The sequence below is a fragment of the Roseofilum reptotaenium CS-1145 genome (genome assembly GCF_028330985.1).
Classification (GTDB): Bacteria; Cyanobacteriota; Cyanobacteriia; order Cyanobacteriales; family Desertifilaceae; genus Roseofilum; species Roseofilum reptotaenium.
The window spans coordinates 1-16,042 of the sequence record NZ_JAQMUE010000024.1 but is presented as its reverse complement, the minus strand read 5'-3'; the positions used below and the strand labels follow the sequence as shown (position 1 = coordinate 16,042).

Below are 16,042 nucleotides of genomic sequence, written 5' to 3'. Positions count from 1 at the left end.
GGGGGAAGCATCGCGTCGTTGCGAGACACAACGCTTTTGGTGGTCTTAGGGACTCACAACTTTTCTCGAAAAGGATTATCTCCATGATTCGAGATCAACGACGGTCAAATGAGCGGCTCGCCTTTCCTCCCTCTTTTTCAAAAGGGGGATTCCATGCTCCCACTATTGCTCTTGATTCCTAGTCTTAGCCTTGCGTTTTCTAGATCTTTGGATATACATCACTCCTCCCATTGCCGGTGGCATTATTGGCTACTTTACCAATGATTTAGCCATTAAAATGCTCTTTCGTCCCTATCGAGCGATTTATATTGGTAAACGGAAACTCCCCTTTACTCCCGGTTTAATTCCCAGTAACCAAGGACGGTTAGCTCAAAGAGTTGCTGATACGATCATGGGGTCTTTACTCACCCCCAGGGAACTCCAAAATTTAGCCCGTCGCTTATTACAAACTGAGCGCACTCAAGCGGCTATTCTCTGGTTACTCCAGTTAGCCCTAAAGCAGCTAGAGGCCGATAAAGAACAAAAAACAATTAAAATTCTCGCTGGCATCCTCAAAGATTTACTGGGTCAATCTCTACCCCGCTTAATTCGGGTGTTAGCTCGGCGAGAAGATTTTCTTGAAGACCAGATTAATCATATCTTCGATCAAGTCTTGTTAGATTTTAGTTTAACGGAAGTTCAGGCGCGATCGCTGTGTGAATGGCTCTTTCATGTCGTCTGTCCCCCGAATACCATTCGCCAAGCCCTAATTGACTTTCTCACGGACTACAATATTCAAATCATTGATGAAGGATTTCGAGAAAAAACCAGCGGCACTTACTGGGTCGTTGCCAACCTCCTAGGGCTAAAAAACGCCTTACATCGTCTCCGCAACTACTGTTTAGATGAACGGGAAGAAGCTAACCAAAAAATAAAAGAACTCATAGATGCTTTAGCGATTCAGCGTAAGATTAAACAATGGTTACAAAGTCTTTCCCTACAAAATTTACCCGTTCTCACCGTGCGACAACTGCGTAAAAATATCCGGCACAGTGTCAGAATTTATTTACAAGAACGAGGATCAGACTTAATTCAAGGTTTAGGTAACTCTATTAACTGGGAAAATATTGCGACTTTAATCTTAACTCGACTGCAAAATTCGAGTATTATGCAATCGTCCTTAGAAATTGTTAGCCAAGAACTAGCGCTGGTTTTAGACCGCTACTTAGAAAAAGATATGGAATTGATTATTGCCCAAGTTATTCCCATTTTAGATATCGATCAGGTGATTATCGACCGTGTTAATTCCACTTCTCCCGCTAATTTAGAAATGGCAATTAATGGAATTGTCCGCAGTGAATTACAAGCCATTGTGAACTTAGGTGGCATATTAGGGGTGATCGTTGGCTGTTTACAAGTCAGTTTCTTATTGTTAAAATAGAATGGAATTTAGCCAGTCTAATATACATTGAAAATCTCTTAAACCATGGTAGACACTAAACATTTTTTTATTTGTGGTTCAGCCCTTACTGGACAACCCGATCATCAAAATCTTCAAGGTGCAAATTTGATTTGTGCCACCCAAACTTTACCGCTCTATCGCCTCTATTCTGTTGACGATTTGCATCCAGGAATTTATGAGGTTTCTGAAGGTGGAATTTCGATTCCGGGAGAAATTTATGAACTTACGATTGAGCAATATAATAATCTGATGGCCAATGAACCGCCTGGATTATATGAAGGTCAAATAAAACTAGAAGATGGCTCAGAAATTTCTGCTATGCTTTACCCTCAAAAACTGATTGAAAGCTATGGTTGGCCAGATATTTCTAAATATGGTGGATGGGCAGCTTATAAACAGCACCTCTTAGATCCGAGTGCCCCTCATCCTTAATAAGATTTGCTGACTTTTTCCCTAGGAGCAAATTTGCTCCTAGAGTATATCCCCTCGAAAAGAAGTAACGTTTGACGATAGGTATTGCGAGAATAACCTGCAATTAGGTAAAATGAGAGACTTGTGATATAAAATTTTCATTATTAATTGAAATGACAGAACCTTCAAAATCCTCTCTTTCGGGTTTGGGGAAAGTATGGAATCAGCACCGGGAAAATGTGGTGATTATCGCGATCGCAGCGATTATAGCTCTATTGGTGCGGACAGCGATCGCCGAACCCCGCTTTATTCCGTCAGATTCTATGTTTCCTACCTTAGCAGTCGGCGATCGCCTGGTGATTGAAAAGGTTTCCTATCATTTCCATCCCCCTGAAACGGGTGATATTGTTGTTTTTGAACCCCCACCCCAACTCCAAGCTCAAGGATATCGCAAAGATCAAGCCTTTATTAAACGAGTTATTGGTCAACCGGGGCAGACTATCGAAGTTTCTGGAGGTAAAGTGTATCTGAATGATCGACCCATTCAAGAAGATTATATTGCTGAACCGCCAGAATATCAGTGGGGGCCAGAACAAGTTCCCGAAGGACGATTGTTTGTTATGGGAGACAACCGCAACGATAGTAATGATTCCCATATTTGGAAGTTCTTACCCCAGGAAAATATTATAGGTCGCGCTGTTGTTCGCTTTTGGCCCCTAGATCGTCTAGACATTATTCGTCATTGATTGATTTAGACGCAATAAATCGTAAATAGGGGAGCAAGGCCGTAATTTGCTCTCCAGATAAACTTAGACGACGTTGAAAATCCACCCAATCTTGATAGTCTCTCTGATGCTCTCTCTGGGTAATCATTGCTTCAGCCAGAGGGCGATCGATGACAGGAATTTGTAAAAGTTCCTCTAAAGAAGCTTGATTCACATTTAACTCCAGGCTGCGATCGTAATAACAAAACTGTAAAATCGGCTCAATTGGACGTAATCGTTTCACGGGTAAAGCTAGGGCTGCAGCAATATCTTCTAAACGGTAGAATTGTACTCCTGTTTGAGTGAGAGTAACGAGCGATCGCGCCTGATGAATCGATAAAAGAGGTAACCGTAACCAATCATCTACCGTGGCTTGATTGACATCAATTTTAACCCCAAATTGAGCTGCTAAAGCGATTTCTTCCAAGGATTGAAACCGATAATAGGGATCGAGAAGCCGAGTCCGGATAGGATTGGATAATATGGCTCGTAATTGATTTTTCAGTATCCGAATGACCCGATTTAACTCAGCCATAACTTGATACATTTAACCTCTGCATATTTAATATACAGCACTTAGCGATTTTAAACGAAAACCAGCATTACCCATTATCGAGGTTCCAATTACCCATTACCAGCGTGCATCGCTAGAATTAACATAGCTCTTGTCGCCTATCCAGGAGATTCAATTATGTCATGCATGAGCATAAAAGACCTTGAAAAAGTACAGGCTATTCTCGAGGCATCTGGCCAAGATTACCGTTTAGAACTTGAAGATGGAAAAATTATTGTTATGGGGCCTTCAGATATTGTTTCTAGTGAAATAACCGTTCTATTCTCTAGTTTACTCGCAATTTGGGTTTATCCTCGACGTTTAGGACGAGTTTTTAATTCCTCTGGTGGCTTCATCTTACCCAATAGAGACCTCAAAGCACCGGATGTTTCCTTTGTACGTGCTGCACGACTGAAAACAACCCCTCGTTATTTCGGCGATCTGGTTCCCGATTTAGTCGTTGAAATCAAATCTCAAAGCGATCGCATAAAATCACTCGAAGACAAAGTTAAATTATTCCTCAGTCTCGGTAGTTTGGTTGGTCTCCTGATCGATCCCGATCGGCAAACAGTAACCGTTTATCGCGCGAATGCTGAACCGATTGTTTTACGAGATAAACAAGAGCTAACGATTCCCAAACTTTTACCAGGTTGGTCAATAAAAATTAACGAAATTTGGCCGCCTGTATTTACGGATGAAGAGAGCAGCGATTGCCTGTAGAAATCTGTAATGAATGTAATCTTTCGTTCCCTAGCAAAAATACAGTACTAAGATCAACAGAGTGAACCAACATGAGCCAGACGAAGGACAGTAGCATGGGAAAAGTATTCACCAACCTAACCGTTACCAATCGCGCTGATGAGATTTTAGCAGAAGCTGGGGTAATTGCTGAAGATCAAATCCGGTCAATCACTCTAAAAGACGTATTAGTTGACACTGGTGCGACGACCTTATGCTTGCCAGAAGAGGCGATCGCTCAACTCGGACTCAGACTTCTGCGGGAAGTTGACGTGGCAACTGCTATGGGAATCGGTAAAGCTGGGATTTTCCGGGATGCGACCCTATCAATTGGCGATCGCCAAGGAACCTTTGAGTGTTTAGCATTACCAGGAGGTCGAGACCCTCTTTTAGGTGTTATTCCCTTGGAATTGTTAGGTTTAGAAATAGACTTAAATAATCGTACTTTAAAACCTTTACCGATTACTCCAACAGAAACTTATCTAACTATTTTGTAATATAGCGCAAAGCAATAGGCAATAGGCAATAGGCAATAGGCAGTAGGCAATACAGCACTTTGCGCTATAAGCCATACCCATTTTTAATTTTTAATTGATATAGCGATCGCCTGCAAGTTTACCTTACAAGCGATCTCCATACCCTAAAGCATCTAAATAGGACAACTTAAGCCCCCGGATTTTTTGCTAAAGCGAGCATTTTCTCGATAATCTACAGGGCAGTCAATCACAGCAGGAACGTCTTGTTCTAAAGCTTCTTTGAGGATGGGTAATAAGTTTTCCGAAGCGTCTACTCGGTATCCTTTTAATCCCATACTTTCCGCCAATTTAACGAAATCAGGGTTAGTAAATTTAATGAAGGCAGATTCGCCATATTGGTCTTCCTGCTTCCACTCAATTAAGCCATAACCGCCATCATTAAAGATGATAGTCACAAAGGGGGTTCCCACTCTCAGAGCGGTTTCGAGTTCTTGGCAGTTCATCATGAATCCCCCATCACCAGTAACGGCGACAACGTTGCGATCGGGATAAACTAGCTTCGCGGCGATCGCCCCTGGAATGGCAATTCCCATGGCTGCAAATCCGTTAGAAATAATACAGGTATTGGGGCGATCGCAGTGATAATGGCGAGCCATCCACATTTTGTGAGCGCCCACATCCGAAATAGCAATATCTTCTGGCTCCATCACTTGCCGCAAATCATAGATGATTTTTTGGGGTTTGACTGGGAACCCTGGATCGTTGGCATATTGTTCGTAATCTTCACGAATTTCCGAGCGCAATTGATGAATATAGGGATCGGGTTTTTCTGACCGCTCGCAGCGCCGCAAAATTTCCAAAAGTGAATCTGAAATATCTCCTACCACTTCCACTTCGGGAATATAGCTGCTATCAATTTCGGCTGGTTTGGCCCCAATATGAATGATAGGAATTTTGTTATTAGGATTCCATTTTTTCGGGGAATATTCAATCAAATCGTAGCCAATAGCAATCACTAAATCGGTACGATCAAAAGCACAACTGATAAAATCTCGTTGTTTTAATCCGGTTGTCCAGAGGGATAAGGGATGAGTATAGGGAATTGCGCCTTTGCCCATAAAGGTATTAGCCACTGGAATATTCAAATGGGTAGCAAACTCTGTTAGGGCTTCGTGAGCATTAGCTCGAATGGCTCCATTGCCCACTAAAATCATGGGGAATTTGGCTTTAGAAATCACTAAAGCGGCTTCATTGAGGCTATGATAAGCCGAATAAAACTTATCTATTTTATCTCGTTTTAAGGGGTCGCCTTCTGCTGGCATGTCAGCAATATTTTCGGGTAAATCAATATGAACTGCTCCCGGTTTTTCCGTTTGGGCAATTTTGAAGGCTCGGCGCACAATTTCCCTCGTATTGCTGGGGCGCACAATTTGGGTATTCCACTTGGTTACAGCAGTAAACATGGAGACCAGATCGAGATATTGATGGGATTCAATATGCATCCGGTCTGTCCCCACTTGGCCGGTAATGGCGACTAGGGGAGCGCCATCAAGGTTGGCATCAGCAACCCCGGTCATTAGGTTTGTGGCTCCTGGGCCAAGGGTGGACAGGCAAATGCCAGCTTTACCCGTGAGACGACCATAAACATCGGCCATGAAGGCTGCGCCTTGTTCGTGGCGGGTGGTAATAAATTGAATGGAGGATTTAGTCAGTGCTTTTAACACTGCCATATTTTCTTCTCCAGGAAGTCCAAAGATGTATTTAACGCCTTCGTTTTCTAAACAACGGATTAGTAATTCTGCGGTATTCATGGGAATGGGATGGGGGGATAGGGGGATAGGGAGATGGGGGGATAGGGGGATAGGGAGATGGGGGGATGGGGAGATAAGGAAAATACGGTTTTTCCTATTCCCTATTCCCTATTCCCTATTCCCTTACCTCTACTTGATCCAAACGGTTTTGAGGTTGACAAATTCTCGGATGCCTTCGACGCTCAGTTCTCGGCCGTAGCCCGATCGCTTGATGCCACCGAAGGGGAGACGGGGGTCAGATTTGACCATGCCATTGATGAAGACAGCTCCAGCTTCTAGGTCGCGAATTAGACGATCGCGCTCTGGTTCATTATTGGTCCAAGCGCTAGCCCCTAGTCCTAGGGACGTGGAGTTAGCCAGGGTAATGGCTTCGTCAATATCTCTGACTCGGAACAGTAAGGCAACAGGGCCGAAAAATTCTTCGGTATCTGCGGGAGTTCCGGGGGGAATGTTGGCTAAAATGGTGGGCGGGTAGTAGTTCCCAGGGCGATCGCTCAAGGGTTGACCGCCAATAATAACGTCTGCACCTTGACTGACACAGGCTTGCACGAGCTGATCGAGTTCTGTGAGGATGCTGGGAGTCGCTAAGGGGCCGATATCATTCAGCTCGTCCATGGGGTCACCGATCTTCAATTGACGGTATTGTTCTAACAAGGTATTTTGGAAGCGATCGGCGATCGCCTCAAGCAGAATAAACCGTTTAGCCGCAATGCAAGATTGGCCATTGTTTTGCAGTCTAGCGATCACAGCCGTAGCGACAGCCGCCTCCAGATCGGCGCTCTCTAAAACAATGAAGGGGTCAGTTCCACCGAGTTCCAGGACAGTTTTTTTAATGTGTTTTCCGGCAATGGAGGCTAAACTCGCTCCAGCGGGTTCTGAGCCGGTTAAAGTCGCGGCTTTTACCCGGTCATCAGCAACAATTTGGGCGACTTTATCTGCTCCAACTAGCAAAGTTTGGAACGCTCCTGGAGGAAAACCCCCTTGGGTAAAAATCTCTTCCAGGGCGATCGCACATTGGGGCACATTGGAGGCATGTTTGAGCAGTCCCACATTACCAGCCATTAGTGCGGGAGCCGCAAAGCGGAATACTTGCCAGAAGGGAAAATTCCAAGGCATCACTGCTAGAATGGCTCCCAAGGGATGGTAAGCGACAAAGCTTTGACTCGCATCGGTTTCGGTATAGGTGGGACTGAGGAAATTTTTGGCGTTCTCGGCATAGTAGCGACAAACCAAGGCACATTTTTTCACTTCGGCGATCGCTTGTTTAATGGGTTTCCCCATTTCTATAGTAACAATTTTGCCAAACCTTTCCGCGTCTGCTTCCACAATATCGGCTGTTTGCTTGAGCCAAGTCGCTCTTTGGGAAAAGGAAGTCTGACGATACTCTAAAAAGGCTTGTTGTGCTAAAGCCAATTTCTGCTCTAGTTCAGCATCTGTGAGCGAGGAAAAGGTTTCGCAAGTTTCTCCCGTTGCTGGGTTAACAGTGGCAATGCCCATGCAGGTTCTCCATCCAGTGTATCATTGGCGAAAAAAGCCCTTTGCCGGATAGGAGACAGATCTTTCTAGCAAAAGACTTTTACTGATTGTCTTCATTTAAATTTTAGATAAAATGGAGAGTTACAAGATTTAAACTCTACAATTTGTAGCACTTGTCAAGTGTGCTTACTGCATGAGAGCTTAAGAAATGTGTTTTATCGTCCTACTTCAACGTCATCCGATATATATCACTATTTGACCATTTATTAATATTGATGAACTCAATCAAGTTCAGGAACTTGTGCGGCAATTTCCTGACCAATTTCTAGGGAAGCTGTCGCAGCCGGAGAAGGGGCATTACAAACATGCATTTTCCGGTTATCCTGGACAATCAAAAAATCATCCACCAGTCCCCCATCAGGTTTCAAAGCTTGAGCGCGCACCCCAGCATGGGTGGGAATTACATCTTCAGCTTGCACTTCGGGAATCAATTGTTGCAGACTATGGACAAAAGCAGTCTTACTAAAGGAACGGATAATTTCTTTAACCCCTTCTTTGCCATGTTGAGCTGCGAGTTTCCACAATCCAGGATACATTAGCATTTCAGCCACATCAGCCAGATTGATATCCGTTTTTCGATAGCCTTCCCGTTTTAAACTTAACACCGCATTGGGGCCGGCATGGACAGAACCATCAATCATGCGAGTAAAGTGAACGCCTAAAAAAGGGAATTGTGGATTGGGAACTGGGTAAATGAGATTTTTGACCAAAGAGCGTTTTTCGGGCTTTAATTCGTAATATTCACCGCGAAATGGAATGATTTTAGCTTGGGGTTGCATCCCACTCATCTGGGTGAGGCGATCGCTAAATAACCCCCCACAATTAATCACAAATTTGGCTTCAATTTCCCCTTTAGAGGTATCTAAAATAATGCTTTCTTTCCTGTCTTGCCAGTTTTCCACCTTGGTATTCAGGTGGATCTCCCCCCCAGATTGGGTAATCAAATAGGCATATTTTTCACAAACTTGGCGATAGTCAACAATGCCGGTTGATGTGACCTTAATTCCGGCTAAACAGCGCACATGGGGTTCAATTTCCCGCACTTCTTCTGGCGTGATTTTCGCCACTTCTAACCCATTGTCCAACCCGCGCTGATAGAGCTTTTCTAATTGGGGGTACTGCTCTTGTGCTGTAGCAACAATCACTTTGCCGCAAACCTCATGGGGGATATCATGCTGTTGGCAAAACTCCACCATAGATTTTGCTCCGGCACGGCTAAACCGCGCTTTCAAGCTTCCCGGTTTATAATAGATTCCCGAATGAATAACCCCACTATTATTCCCGGTTTGATGGAAAGCTAATTGAGGCTCCTTTTCTAATACCGCTATTTGGGCATTCGGAAAACGATTGTTCAATGCCATCGCTGTGGCTAAACCAACAATTCCGCCACCAATGATTGTGAAATCATACATCATGGATCTCCTCTATCCCTAGCAAACATCTAAGGATTTCATATCACATCCGCGTGTCTAAAGTCTCCTACTATTCCCCCATCTCCCGATCGCCAGTACAATAAAGAAATAAGCTTGTCAACTTTTTCAAAATCGTTCCCATGAATAGTGCCTTCCTGAACCGTCTACACAGTCCAGAACGTCCCGTCATCGTGTTTGATGGCGCGATGGGAACCAATCTCCAAGTCCAAAACTTAACCGCAGATGACTTTGGAGGCCCAGAATATGAAGGATGTAATGAATATTTAATCAAAACTAAGCCAGAGGCGATCGCCAAAGTTCACCGTGATTTCCTCAGTGCTGGATGTGATGTGATTGAAACCGATACCTTTGGTGCTGCATCTATCGTCCTCGCTGAATATGATTTAGCCGACCAAGCCTACGAACTCAATAAAGCCGCCGCAGAACTGGCGAAAAGCATCACGGCCGAATTTTCTACCCCAGACAAACCCCGGTTTGTGGCTGGTTCCATGGGGCCGACGACCAAATTACCCACCTTGGGACATATTGATTTTGATACCTTAGAAGCCGCCTTTATCGAACAAGCCGAAGGATTATATGATGGGGATGTAGACCTCTTTATTATTGAAACTTGTCAAGACGTTCTACAAATAAAAGCCGCATTAAATGCCGTAGAAACTGTTTTTGAACGCAAAGGAGAACGCCGCCCAATCATGGTTTCCATCACCATGGAAGTCATGGGAACCATGTTAGTTGGTTCCGAAATTGGCGCAGCTTTAACTATTCTTGAACCCTACAATATTGATATCTTAGGCTTAAACTGCGCCACCGGCCCCGATCGCATGGCCGATCATATTAAATATCTCTGCGAGCATTCCCCTTTCATCGTTTCCTGTATTCCCAACGCCGGACTCCCGGAAAATGTTGGCGGTCATGCCCATTATAAACTCACCCCCATGGAGTTACGCATGGCTCTCAATCGGTTTGTTGAAGATTGGGGCGTGCAAGTGATTGGCGGATGCTGTGGAACCCGTCCCGATCATATTCAACAATTAGCAGAAATTGGCGCTACCCTGAAACCCAAAGAACGCAATCCCGTATTTGAACCCTCAGCCGCTTCCATTTATAGTCCCCAACCCTACGAACAAGATAATTCCTTCCTGATTGTCGGCGAGAGACTCAACGCCAGTGGCTCCAAAAAATGCCGTACCCTGCTCAATAATGAAGACTGGGATGGCTTGGTTTCTCTAGGTAAAGCCCAAGTCAAAGAAGGGGCCCATATTTTAGATGTAAACGTCGATTATGTGGGTCGAGATGGGGTGCGCGATATGAACGAACTCGCCTCCCGTTTGGTCAACAATAATACCCTGCCTTTAATGTTAGATTCCACCGAGTGGGAAAAAATGGAAGCGGGGTTAAAAGTGGCTGGCGGAAAATGTATCCTCAATTCGACCAACTACGAAGATGGAGAACCCCGATTTTTGAAAGTCTTAGAACTGGCGAAAAAATATGGCGCTGGTGTGGTTGTGGGAACCATTGATGAGGATGGTATGGCACGAACGGCGGATAAGAAGTTTGAAATCGCAAAACGGGCTTATAATCAAGCCGTTGAGTACGGAATCCCTGCTCACGAAATATTCTTTGACACTCTAGCGCTACCGGTTTCCACTGGGATCGAAGAAGACCGGGAAAACGGAAAAGCAACCATAGAATCGATTCGCCGGATTCGATCGGAATTACCAGGATGTCATGTTTTACTCGGTGTTTCCAACATCTCCTTCGGCTTAAACGCCGCCTCCCGGATTGTCCTCAACTCCATGTTCTTGCATGAAGCCATGCAAGTGGGATTAGATAGCGCCATTGTCAGTGCCAGCAAGATTCTACCCCTGGCGAAAATTGAACCGGAACATCAAGAAGTTTGCCGCAAACTCATCTACGACCAACGGGAATTTGATGGCGACATTTGCACCTACGATCCCCTGGCTGAACTGACCAAAATGTTTGCCGGGAAAAAGGCGAAGCGCGATCGCTCCGTGGATGAAAATCTGCCTATTGAAGAGCGCCTGAAAAACCATATCATCGACGGCGAGCGTATTGGTTTGGAAGATTCCTTGAAAAAGGCTTTAGAACAGTATCCGCCCCTAGAAATTATCAACGTCTTTCTGCTCGATGGCATGAAAGTCGTTGGGGATTTGTTCGGCTCAGGACAGATGCAACTTCCTTTTGTGTTGCAATCAGCAGAAACTATGAAATCGGCGGTAGCTTTTCTGGAACCGCTCATGGAAACATCAGAATCGGGAAATAGTTCCAAAGGAATCTTTGTGATTGCCACGGTGAAAGGGGATGTCCATGATATTGGGAAGAATTTGGTGGATATTATTCTGTCCAATAACGGCTACAAAGTTGTTAACTTGGGCATTAAACAGCCTGTCGATAACATTATTGATGCCTATCGCGAGCATAACGCCGACTGTATTGCCATGAGTGGCTTGCTCGTGAAATCGACGGCGTTTATGAAAGATAATTTGGAGGTGTTTAACGAGCAAGGAATTACGGTTCCTGTGATTTTGGGGGGAGCTGCTCTAACGCCTAAGTTTGTCTATCAAGATTGCCAAAATGCCTATAAAGGTCAAGTGATTTACGGAAAAGATGCCTTTTCTGACTTGACGTTTATGGACAAGTTGATGCCAGCGAAAGCGGAAAATAATTGGGATGATTCCCAAGGCTTTTTGGATGAAGAGGGCAATGGCAATGGCAATCGCTATGCAGTAGAGGAAACGGGAGAAGAAACGGCAGCACCATCAGAACCCTCAGAACCCGAGGTGATTGATACCCGACGTTCGGAAGCCGTGGACATTGATATTCCCCGTCCGACTCCTCCTTTCTGGGGGAATCAGATTTTACAGCCGGAAGATATTCCTTTAGAAGAGGTGTTTTGGTATTTAGATTTGCAAGCTTTGTTTGTGGGACAATGGCAGTTCCGCAAGCCGAAGGATAAGTCCCGCGAAGAATACGATGAGTTCTTGCAAAAGAAAGTCTATCCCATCTTAGACGAGTGGAAAGAGAAGATTCTCAACGAAAATATCTTGAAGCCCCAAGCGCTTTATGGCTATTTTCCCGCTCAGTCGGAAGGCAATACGGTGTTTGTTTATGATGCCGAGGAAATGAATGGGGGAATGGCGAAAACGGTGAAATACACTTTTGAGTTTCCCCGGCAAAAACGCTCCCGTCGCTTGTGTATTGCCGATTTCTTTGCACCGAAGGAGAGCGGGGTGATGGATGTGTTCCCGATGCACGCGGTAACGGTGGGAGAAGTGGCGACGGAATACGCGCAGAAGTTGTTTGCCGGCGATCGCTATTCCGATTATCTTTATTTCCATGGTATGGCGGTGCAAACTGCCGAAGCAATGGCGGAATGGTTGCACGCCAGAATTCGCCGCGAATTAGGCTTTGGAGATGAAGAACCGGATAATGTGCGCGATATGTTCAAACAGCGCTATCACGGTTCCCGCTACAGTTTCGGCTATCCTGCTTGTCCGAATATGGAAGACCAGTATAAGCAATTGGAGCTGCTGGGGAGCGATCGCATTAATATGTATATGGATGAGAGCGAACAAATCTATCCCGAACAATCAACAAGCGCGATTATCACCCACCATCCAGTTTCTAAATACTTTAGCCCATAAGCACCTTTGACATCTTCCCCTCTCTTGAACACACAGGGAGGGGAAGGAGCTATTTTTGCTTTCTGCTATCCTTTTTAAGGGTAACCAAGTGGTTTAAATAGAAAAATACTGAGTTCAGGGGATTTCACGGATGAGCATTGTTCCACGTGGCATGACAGTGACTGAGGCTTATCGACTCTATCGATCAGGAAGCTTATTCGTAAACAGAAAGTATCAAAGAAAATTAATTTGGTCAGTTGAAGAGAAAGAAAAATTAATTGGAAGTATTTTAAATGGATATCCAATTCCCTTAATTCTACTAGCTGAACGACCTCAAAATCATGGTGGTAGAGAGAAAATTCATGAAATCATTGATGGGATGCAGCGACTTAATGCAATTTGTAGTTTTATTGAAAATTCATTTCCATTTAATGGACATTATTTCGATATAAACAAGTATTCAACTGCAAAACAATATGCAGATGAAGGCAAATTTAAAGTTGTTGAACATGACAATTACTTATCTGTTACAGAATGTACAGATATTTTAGACTATCAACTGGCAGTAACGATCTATACTGCAATGGATGAAAGTGATATCATAGAAGTCTTTGGCAGAATAAATTCTGGTGGCAAACATTTAAGTAATCAAGAGAGACGACAAGCAGGTGTGACAACATCCTTCTCAGAAGTAGTTCGTAAAATTGCTATGCAGTTGCGGGGGGATGATTCGCAGAAAACACTTTACCTTTGTGATATGCCCCAAGTCAGTATTGATTCAAAACGCAATCATCAAGGTTATAGAATTCAAGCCGAAGAAACTTTATGGTGCAAACAAGGAATTCTTACGCCACGTCAACTTCGTGATAGTGAAGATGAAGCTATGATAGCAGATATTGCAGCATCAATATTACTCGGTAAACCCATACAAGTCAGCAAAGAACTGATGGATAGTCTCTATGATGAAGAAAGTAGAGAGTTTCAGTCAATAGAGAAAGCACTTGCCAGTCATGGTTCTGGTTTACTGGAAGAACAAATTGTTAAAACTTTCTCTGTTCTCGTAGAAACAATTGAAACCTATAGTTGTGATAATAAATGCTTACAACAACTGGTTAATCCAGGAGCTACAAACCCAATACCACAGGCTTTTTATACAATATTTATGACTTTTTTTGAATTGGTGATTGATTTAGATCTATTACCTGCAAATCTCCAAGAAATTATGCATTCACTTGAAAATTTGCAAAAAAATCTAGAAATTAGTAAACGCTATAAAACGACAAAAGGTCGTATAACTAATATTAAGAAAACAAAGGGATTGATACAAGACTACTTTGCCCAAAAAGATAAATCAACTCTGGGACAAGGTGCTGATTTAATACAAACTTTCAAGAATTCATTGCTTCGTTCTTGTATAGAAACTGCAAAATACGAATGTAAGCAAGGTTTGCTAGATTTAAACCCAAGTGCTAGAAAACTAAATGATAATTTATTGCAGAGACTTGTTGAAACAATTTGCGGTATTGCTAATTCTGACCCTCAAGAAAATGGATATATTTTTCTTGGGGTAGCTGATAAAAAGCAAGATGCAGACAAAATCGAAAAGTTAGATGGTCTTCATTCAATTGAAATTAGTGGTAGATATGTTGTGGGCATTGATAGAGAAGCTAACATTTTAGGTAAAACTCTAGAAGATTATGTTGGAGTACTAATTAATACAATAAAAAGATCTGAATTAACGAATGCCTTAAAGACCCAAGTTTTAATGAAAATTGATACAATAAAATACAAAGAACATTCTGTAATTAGAATTAATATCCCACCTCAAAAGGAAATTTCATTTGTCGGTGAAACAGCTTTTATCAGGGAGGATTCTTCAACAGTAGAAGCTAAAGGGCCAAAAATACTGGCTATTTCCGCACTTTTTCAAAAGTAGTGACAGTATTGAAGTACCAGTTTTAAACCTCTCCATGACTATATACCTAATATTATACCCTGAATCAGAGCTTAAGAAACCCGGTTTCTAGGAACTTCGTTATAATAACATCAACTCTTACCTTATCCTGAATATGACCTTCACCATAGACAACCCCGTAACTTGGCAATACCTGGAAATTGACGCTCAAAATCGGGCAAAAATTGTGGATAGTCGTGTGTTCGTTTCCCAACTAATTCAAGAAAAACACGCCCACGGCTGGAGTCCTGAAGAACTGCATTTTCAACATCCTGAAATTTCCCTTGCCGCTATTTACTCTGCCCTCAGCTATTACTATACCTATCAACCCCAGATTGATGCCCAAATTGCTCAAGAACAGCAAACCATTCAAGCATTGCAAGCGGACTTAATTCAAATGGGAGTCGGTCATCATAGCTCCAATTTCAAACAAAAAATTCAGGCAAAACGGGGATAGTAGGACTAAAAATGGCAATCTCTTACTATTTTGATGCTCCAGTTCATCGATCGATTAAAATTGGTCTGCAACTGAGGGGGGTTGATGTATTGACGGCTCAAGAAGACGATAGAAGTAGTGCTATTGATGAAATTATTTTGAGCCGCTCTGTGCAACTCAATCTTCCCCTGGTAACCACTGACCATGATTTTCTTGTTTTAGCTAAAAATTGTAGTGACAATGGCGAATATTTTACAGGAATCTTCTTTCTCAGTGCCAAAATCTCTATTGGCTATGCGGTAGAGGAGTTAGAAGTGTATGCCAAAATTGGAGAACTAGAGGATTTTGCTAATCAAGTGATTTTTGTCTAATACATGAAATTACGGTTAGAGAAGTAGGAACGGAAACGCGCAGAAGTTGTTTGCAGGAGATCGCTATTCCGATTATCTTTATTTCCATGGTATGGCGGTGCAAACTGCTGAAGCGATGGCGGAATGGTTGCACGCCAAAATTCGCCGTGAATTAGGCTTTGGAGATGAAGAACCCGATAATGTGCGCGATATGTTCAAACAGCGCTATCACGGTTCCCGCTATAGTTTCGGCTATCCTGCTTGTCCGAATATGGAAGACCAGTACAAGCAATTGGAGCTGCTGGGGAGCGATCGCATTAATATGTATAGCGCTGCGCGCTATAGTATTTACAAGTTATATCAAGTCCGTTGAATAAGTTGTGATATAGCAGTGAGTTCACTCCACCCGTAAAAATCGGTTAACCCTCCAATTAATTCTGGCTGTTTCAATAAGGTTTGGCAGCGCTGGTACAACACTTCTTCTAGCTGATCGAG

13 protein-coding genes and 1 pseudogene are annotated in these 16,042 nt (G+C 43.3%); 10 read left to right on the top strand and 4 right to left on the bottom strand.

What is annotated here, in order from left to right; genetic code table 11:
- The first annotated feature begins 190 nt into the window (after positions 1-190).
- The 3 genes from PN466_RS03125 to lepB all read left to right on the top strand — a co-directional run bounded on the left by PN466_RS03125 (position 191) and on the right by lepB (position 2,598).
- A complete protein-coding gene (locus PN466_RS03125; protein ID WP_271936893.1) occupies positions 191-1,420 on the top strand; it encodes a DUF445 domain-containing protein in 1,230 nt (409 codons plus the stop codon).
- A gap of 45 nt (positions 1,421-1,465) precedes the next feature.
- Positions 1,466-1,873: an allophanate hydrolase-related protein gene (locus PN466_RS03120; protein WP_271936891.1), complete on the top strand. Its 408-nt coding sequence runs from the start codon at positions 1,466-1,468 to the stop codon at positions 1,871-1,873.
- 152 nt (positions 1,874-2,025) lie between these two features.
- Entirely contained in the window at positions 2,026-2,598 is a 573-nt protein-coding gene (gene lepB / locus PN466_RS03115) for a signal peptidase I (RefSeq protein WP_271936890.1), read from the top strand.
- Here the strand turns inward: lepB and PN466_RS03110 are convergent.
- Positions 2,585-3,151 (bottom strand): ComEA family DNA-binding protein, encoded by a 567-nt coding sequence (locus PN466_RS03110; RefSeq protein ID WP_271936889.1) that lies wholly within the window; start codon positions 3,149-3,151, stop codon positions 2,585-2,587. The genes lepB and PN466_RS03110 overlap by 14 nt on opposite strands.
- 156 nt (positions 3,152-3,307) lie before the next feature.
- Between PN466_RS03110 and PN466_RS03105 the strand changes: the two genes are divergently transcribed.
- Entirely contained in the window at positions 3,308-3,889 is a 582-nt protein-coding gene (locus PN466_RS03105) for a Uma2 family endonuclease (protein ID WP_271936887.1), read from the top strand.
- A gap of 71 nt (positions 3,890-3,960) precedes the next feature.
- Positions 3,961-4,404 carry a retroviral-like aspartic protease family protein gene (locus PN466_RS03100; protein WP_271936886.1) on the top strand — a complete coding sequence of 148 codons (444 nt, stop codon included), beginning with the start codon at positions 3,961-3,963 and terminating at the stop codon, positions 4,402-4,404.
- A gap of 152 nt (positions 4,405-4,556) precedes the next feature.
- Here PN466_RS03100 and PN466_RS03095 read toward each other — a convergent pair whose 3' ends face one another.
- From PN466_RS03095 to lhgO, 3 genes are all read right to left on the bottom strand, one after another.
- Entirely contained in the window at positions 4,557-6,194 is a 1,638-nt protein-coding gene (locus tag PN466_RS03095; protein WP_271936884.1) for an acetolactate synthase large subunit, read from the bottom strand.
- A 129-nt stretch (positions 6,195-6,323) separates the two neighbouring features.
- Positions 6,324-7,691 (bottom strand): NAD-dependent succinate-semialdehyde dehydrogenase, encoded by a 1,368-nt coding sequence (locus PN466_RS03090; RefSeq protein WP_271936882.1) that lies wholly within the window; start codon positions 7,689-7,691, stop codon positions 6,324-6,326.
- 260 nt (positions 7,692-7,951) lie between these two features.
- On the bottom strand, positions 7,952-9,142 hold the full coding sequence (gene lhgO, locus PN466_RS03085) for an L-2-hydroxyglutarate oxidase (RefSeq protein ID WP_271936929.1): 1,191 nt from the start codon (positions 9,140-9,142) through the stop codon (positions 7,952-7,954).
- Between the two features lie 140 nt (positions 9,143-9,282).
- Between lhgO and metH the strand changes: the two genes are divergently transcribed.
- The 5 genes and pseudogenes from metH to PN466_RS03060 all read left to right on the top strand — a co-directional run.
- Positions 9,283-12,828 carry a methionine synthase gene (gene metH / locus PN466_RS03080; protein WP_271936881.1) on the top strand — a complete coding sequence of 1,182 codons (3,546 nt, stop codon included), beginning with the start codon at positions 9,283-9,285 and terminating at the stop codon, positions 12,826-12,828.
- Positions 12,829-12,958: 130 nt separating this feature from the next.
- On the top strand, positions 12,959-14,743 hold the full coding sequence (locus PN466_RS03075; RefSeq protein ID WP_271936879.1) for a GmrSD restriction endonuclease domain-containing protein: 1,785 nt from the start codon (positions 12,959-12,961) through the stop codon (positions 14,741-14,743).
- A 133-nt stretch (positions 14,744-14,876) separates the two neighbouring features.
- On the top strand, positions 14,877-15,218 hold the full coding sequence (locus tag PN466_RS03070; RefSeq protein ID WP_271936877.1) for a DUF433 domain-containing protein: 342 nt from the start codon (positions 14,877-14,879) through the stop codon (positions 15,216-15,218).
- A gap of 11 nt (positions 15,219-15,229) precedes the next feature.
- Positions 15,230-15,568 (top strand): DUF5615 family PIN-like protein, encoded by a 339-nt coding sequence (locus PN466_RS03065; protein WP_271936875.1) that lies wholly within the window; start codon positions 15,230-15,232, stop codon positions 15,566-15,568.
- Between the two features lie 8 nt (positions 15,569-15,576).
- A pseudogene (locus PN466_RS03060) lies at positions 15,577-15,920 on the top strand (vitamin B12 dependent-methionine synthase activation domain-containing protein); the annotation flags it as partial.
- Between the last annotated feature and the right edge of the window lie 122 nt (positions 15,921-16,042).

Coding starts and splice junctions, on each gene's coding strand:
- PN466_RS03120 (WP_271936891.1), top strand. CDS start 1,466: ATGGTAGACACTAAACATTTTTTTATTTGTGGTTCAGCCCTTACTGGA.
- lepB (WP_271936890.1), top strand. CDS start 2,026: ATGACAGAACCTTCAAAATCCTCTCTTTCGGGTTTGGGGAAAGTATGG.
- PN466_RS03110 (WP_271936889.1), bottom strand. CDS start 3,151: ATGGCTGAGTTAAATCGGGTCATTCGGATACTGAAAAATCAATTACGA.
- PN466_RS03105 (WP_271936887.1), top strand. CDS start 3,308: ATGTCATGCATGAGCATAAAAGACCTTGAAAAAGTACAGGCTATTCTC.
- PN466_RS03100 (WP_271936886.1), top strand. CDS start 3,961: ATGAGCCAGACGAAGGACAGTAGCATGGGAAAAGTATTCACCAACCTA.
- PN466_RS03095 (WP_271936884.1), bottom strand. CDS start 6,194: ATGAATACCGCAGAATTACTAATCCGTTGTTTAGAAAACGAAGGCGTT.
- PN466_RS03090 (WP_271936882.1), bottom strand. CDS start 7,691: ATGGGCATTGCCACTGTTAACCCAGCAACGGGAGAAACTTGCGAAACC.
- lhgO (WP_271936929.1), bottom strand. CDS start 9,142: ATGTATGATTTCACAATCATTGGTGGCGGAATTGTTGGTTTAGCCACA.
- metH (WP_271936881.1), top strand. CDS start 9,283: ATGAATAGTGCCTTCCTGAACCGTCTACACAGTCCAGAACGTCCCGTC.
- PN466_RS03075 (WP_271936879.1), top strand. CDS start 12,959: ATGAGCATTGTTCCACGTGGCATGACAGTGACTGAGGCTTATCGACTC.
- PN466_RS03070 (WP_271936877.1), top strand. CDS start 14,877: ATGACCTTCACCATAGACAACCCCGTAACTTGGCAATACCTGGAAATT.
- PN466_RS03065 (WP_271936875.1), top strand. CDS start 15,230: ATGGCAATCTCTTACTATTTTGATGCTCCAGTTCATCGATCGATTAAA.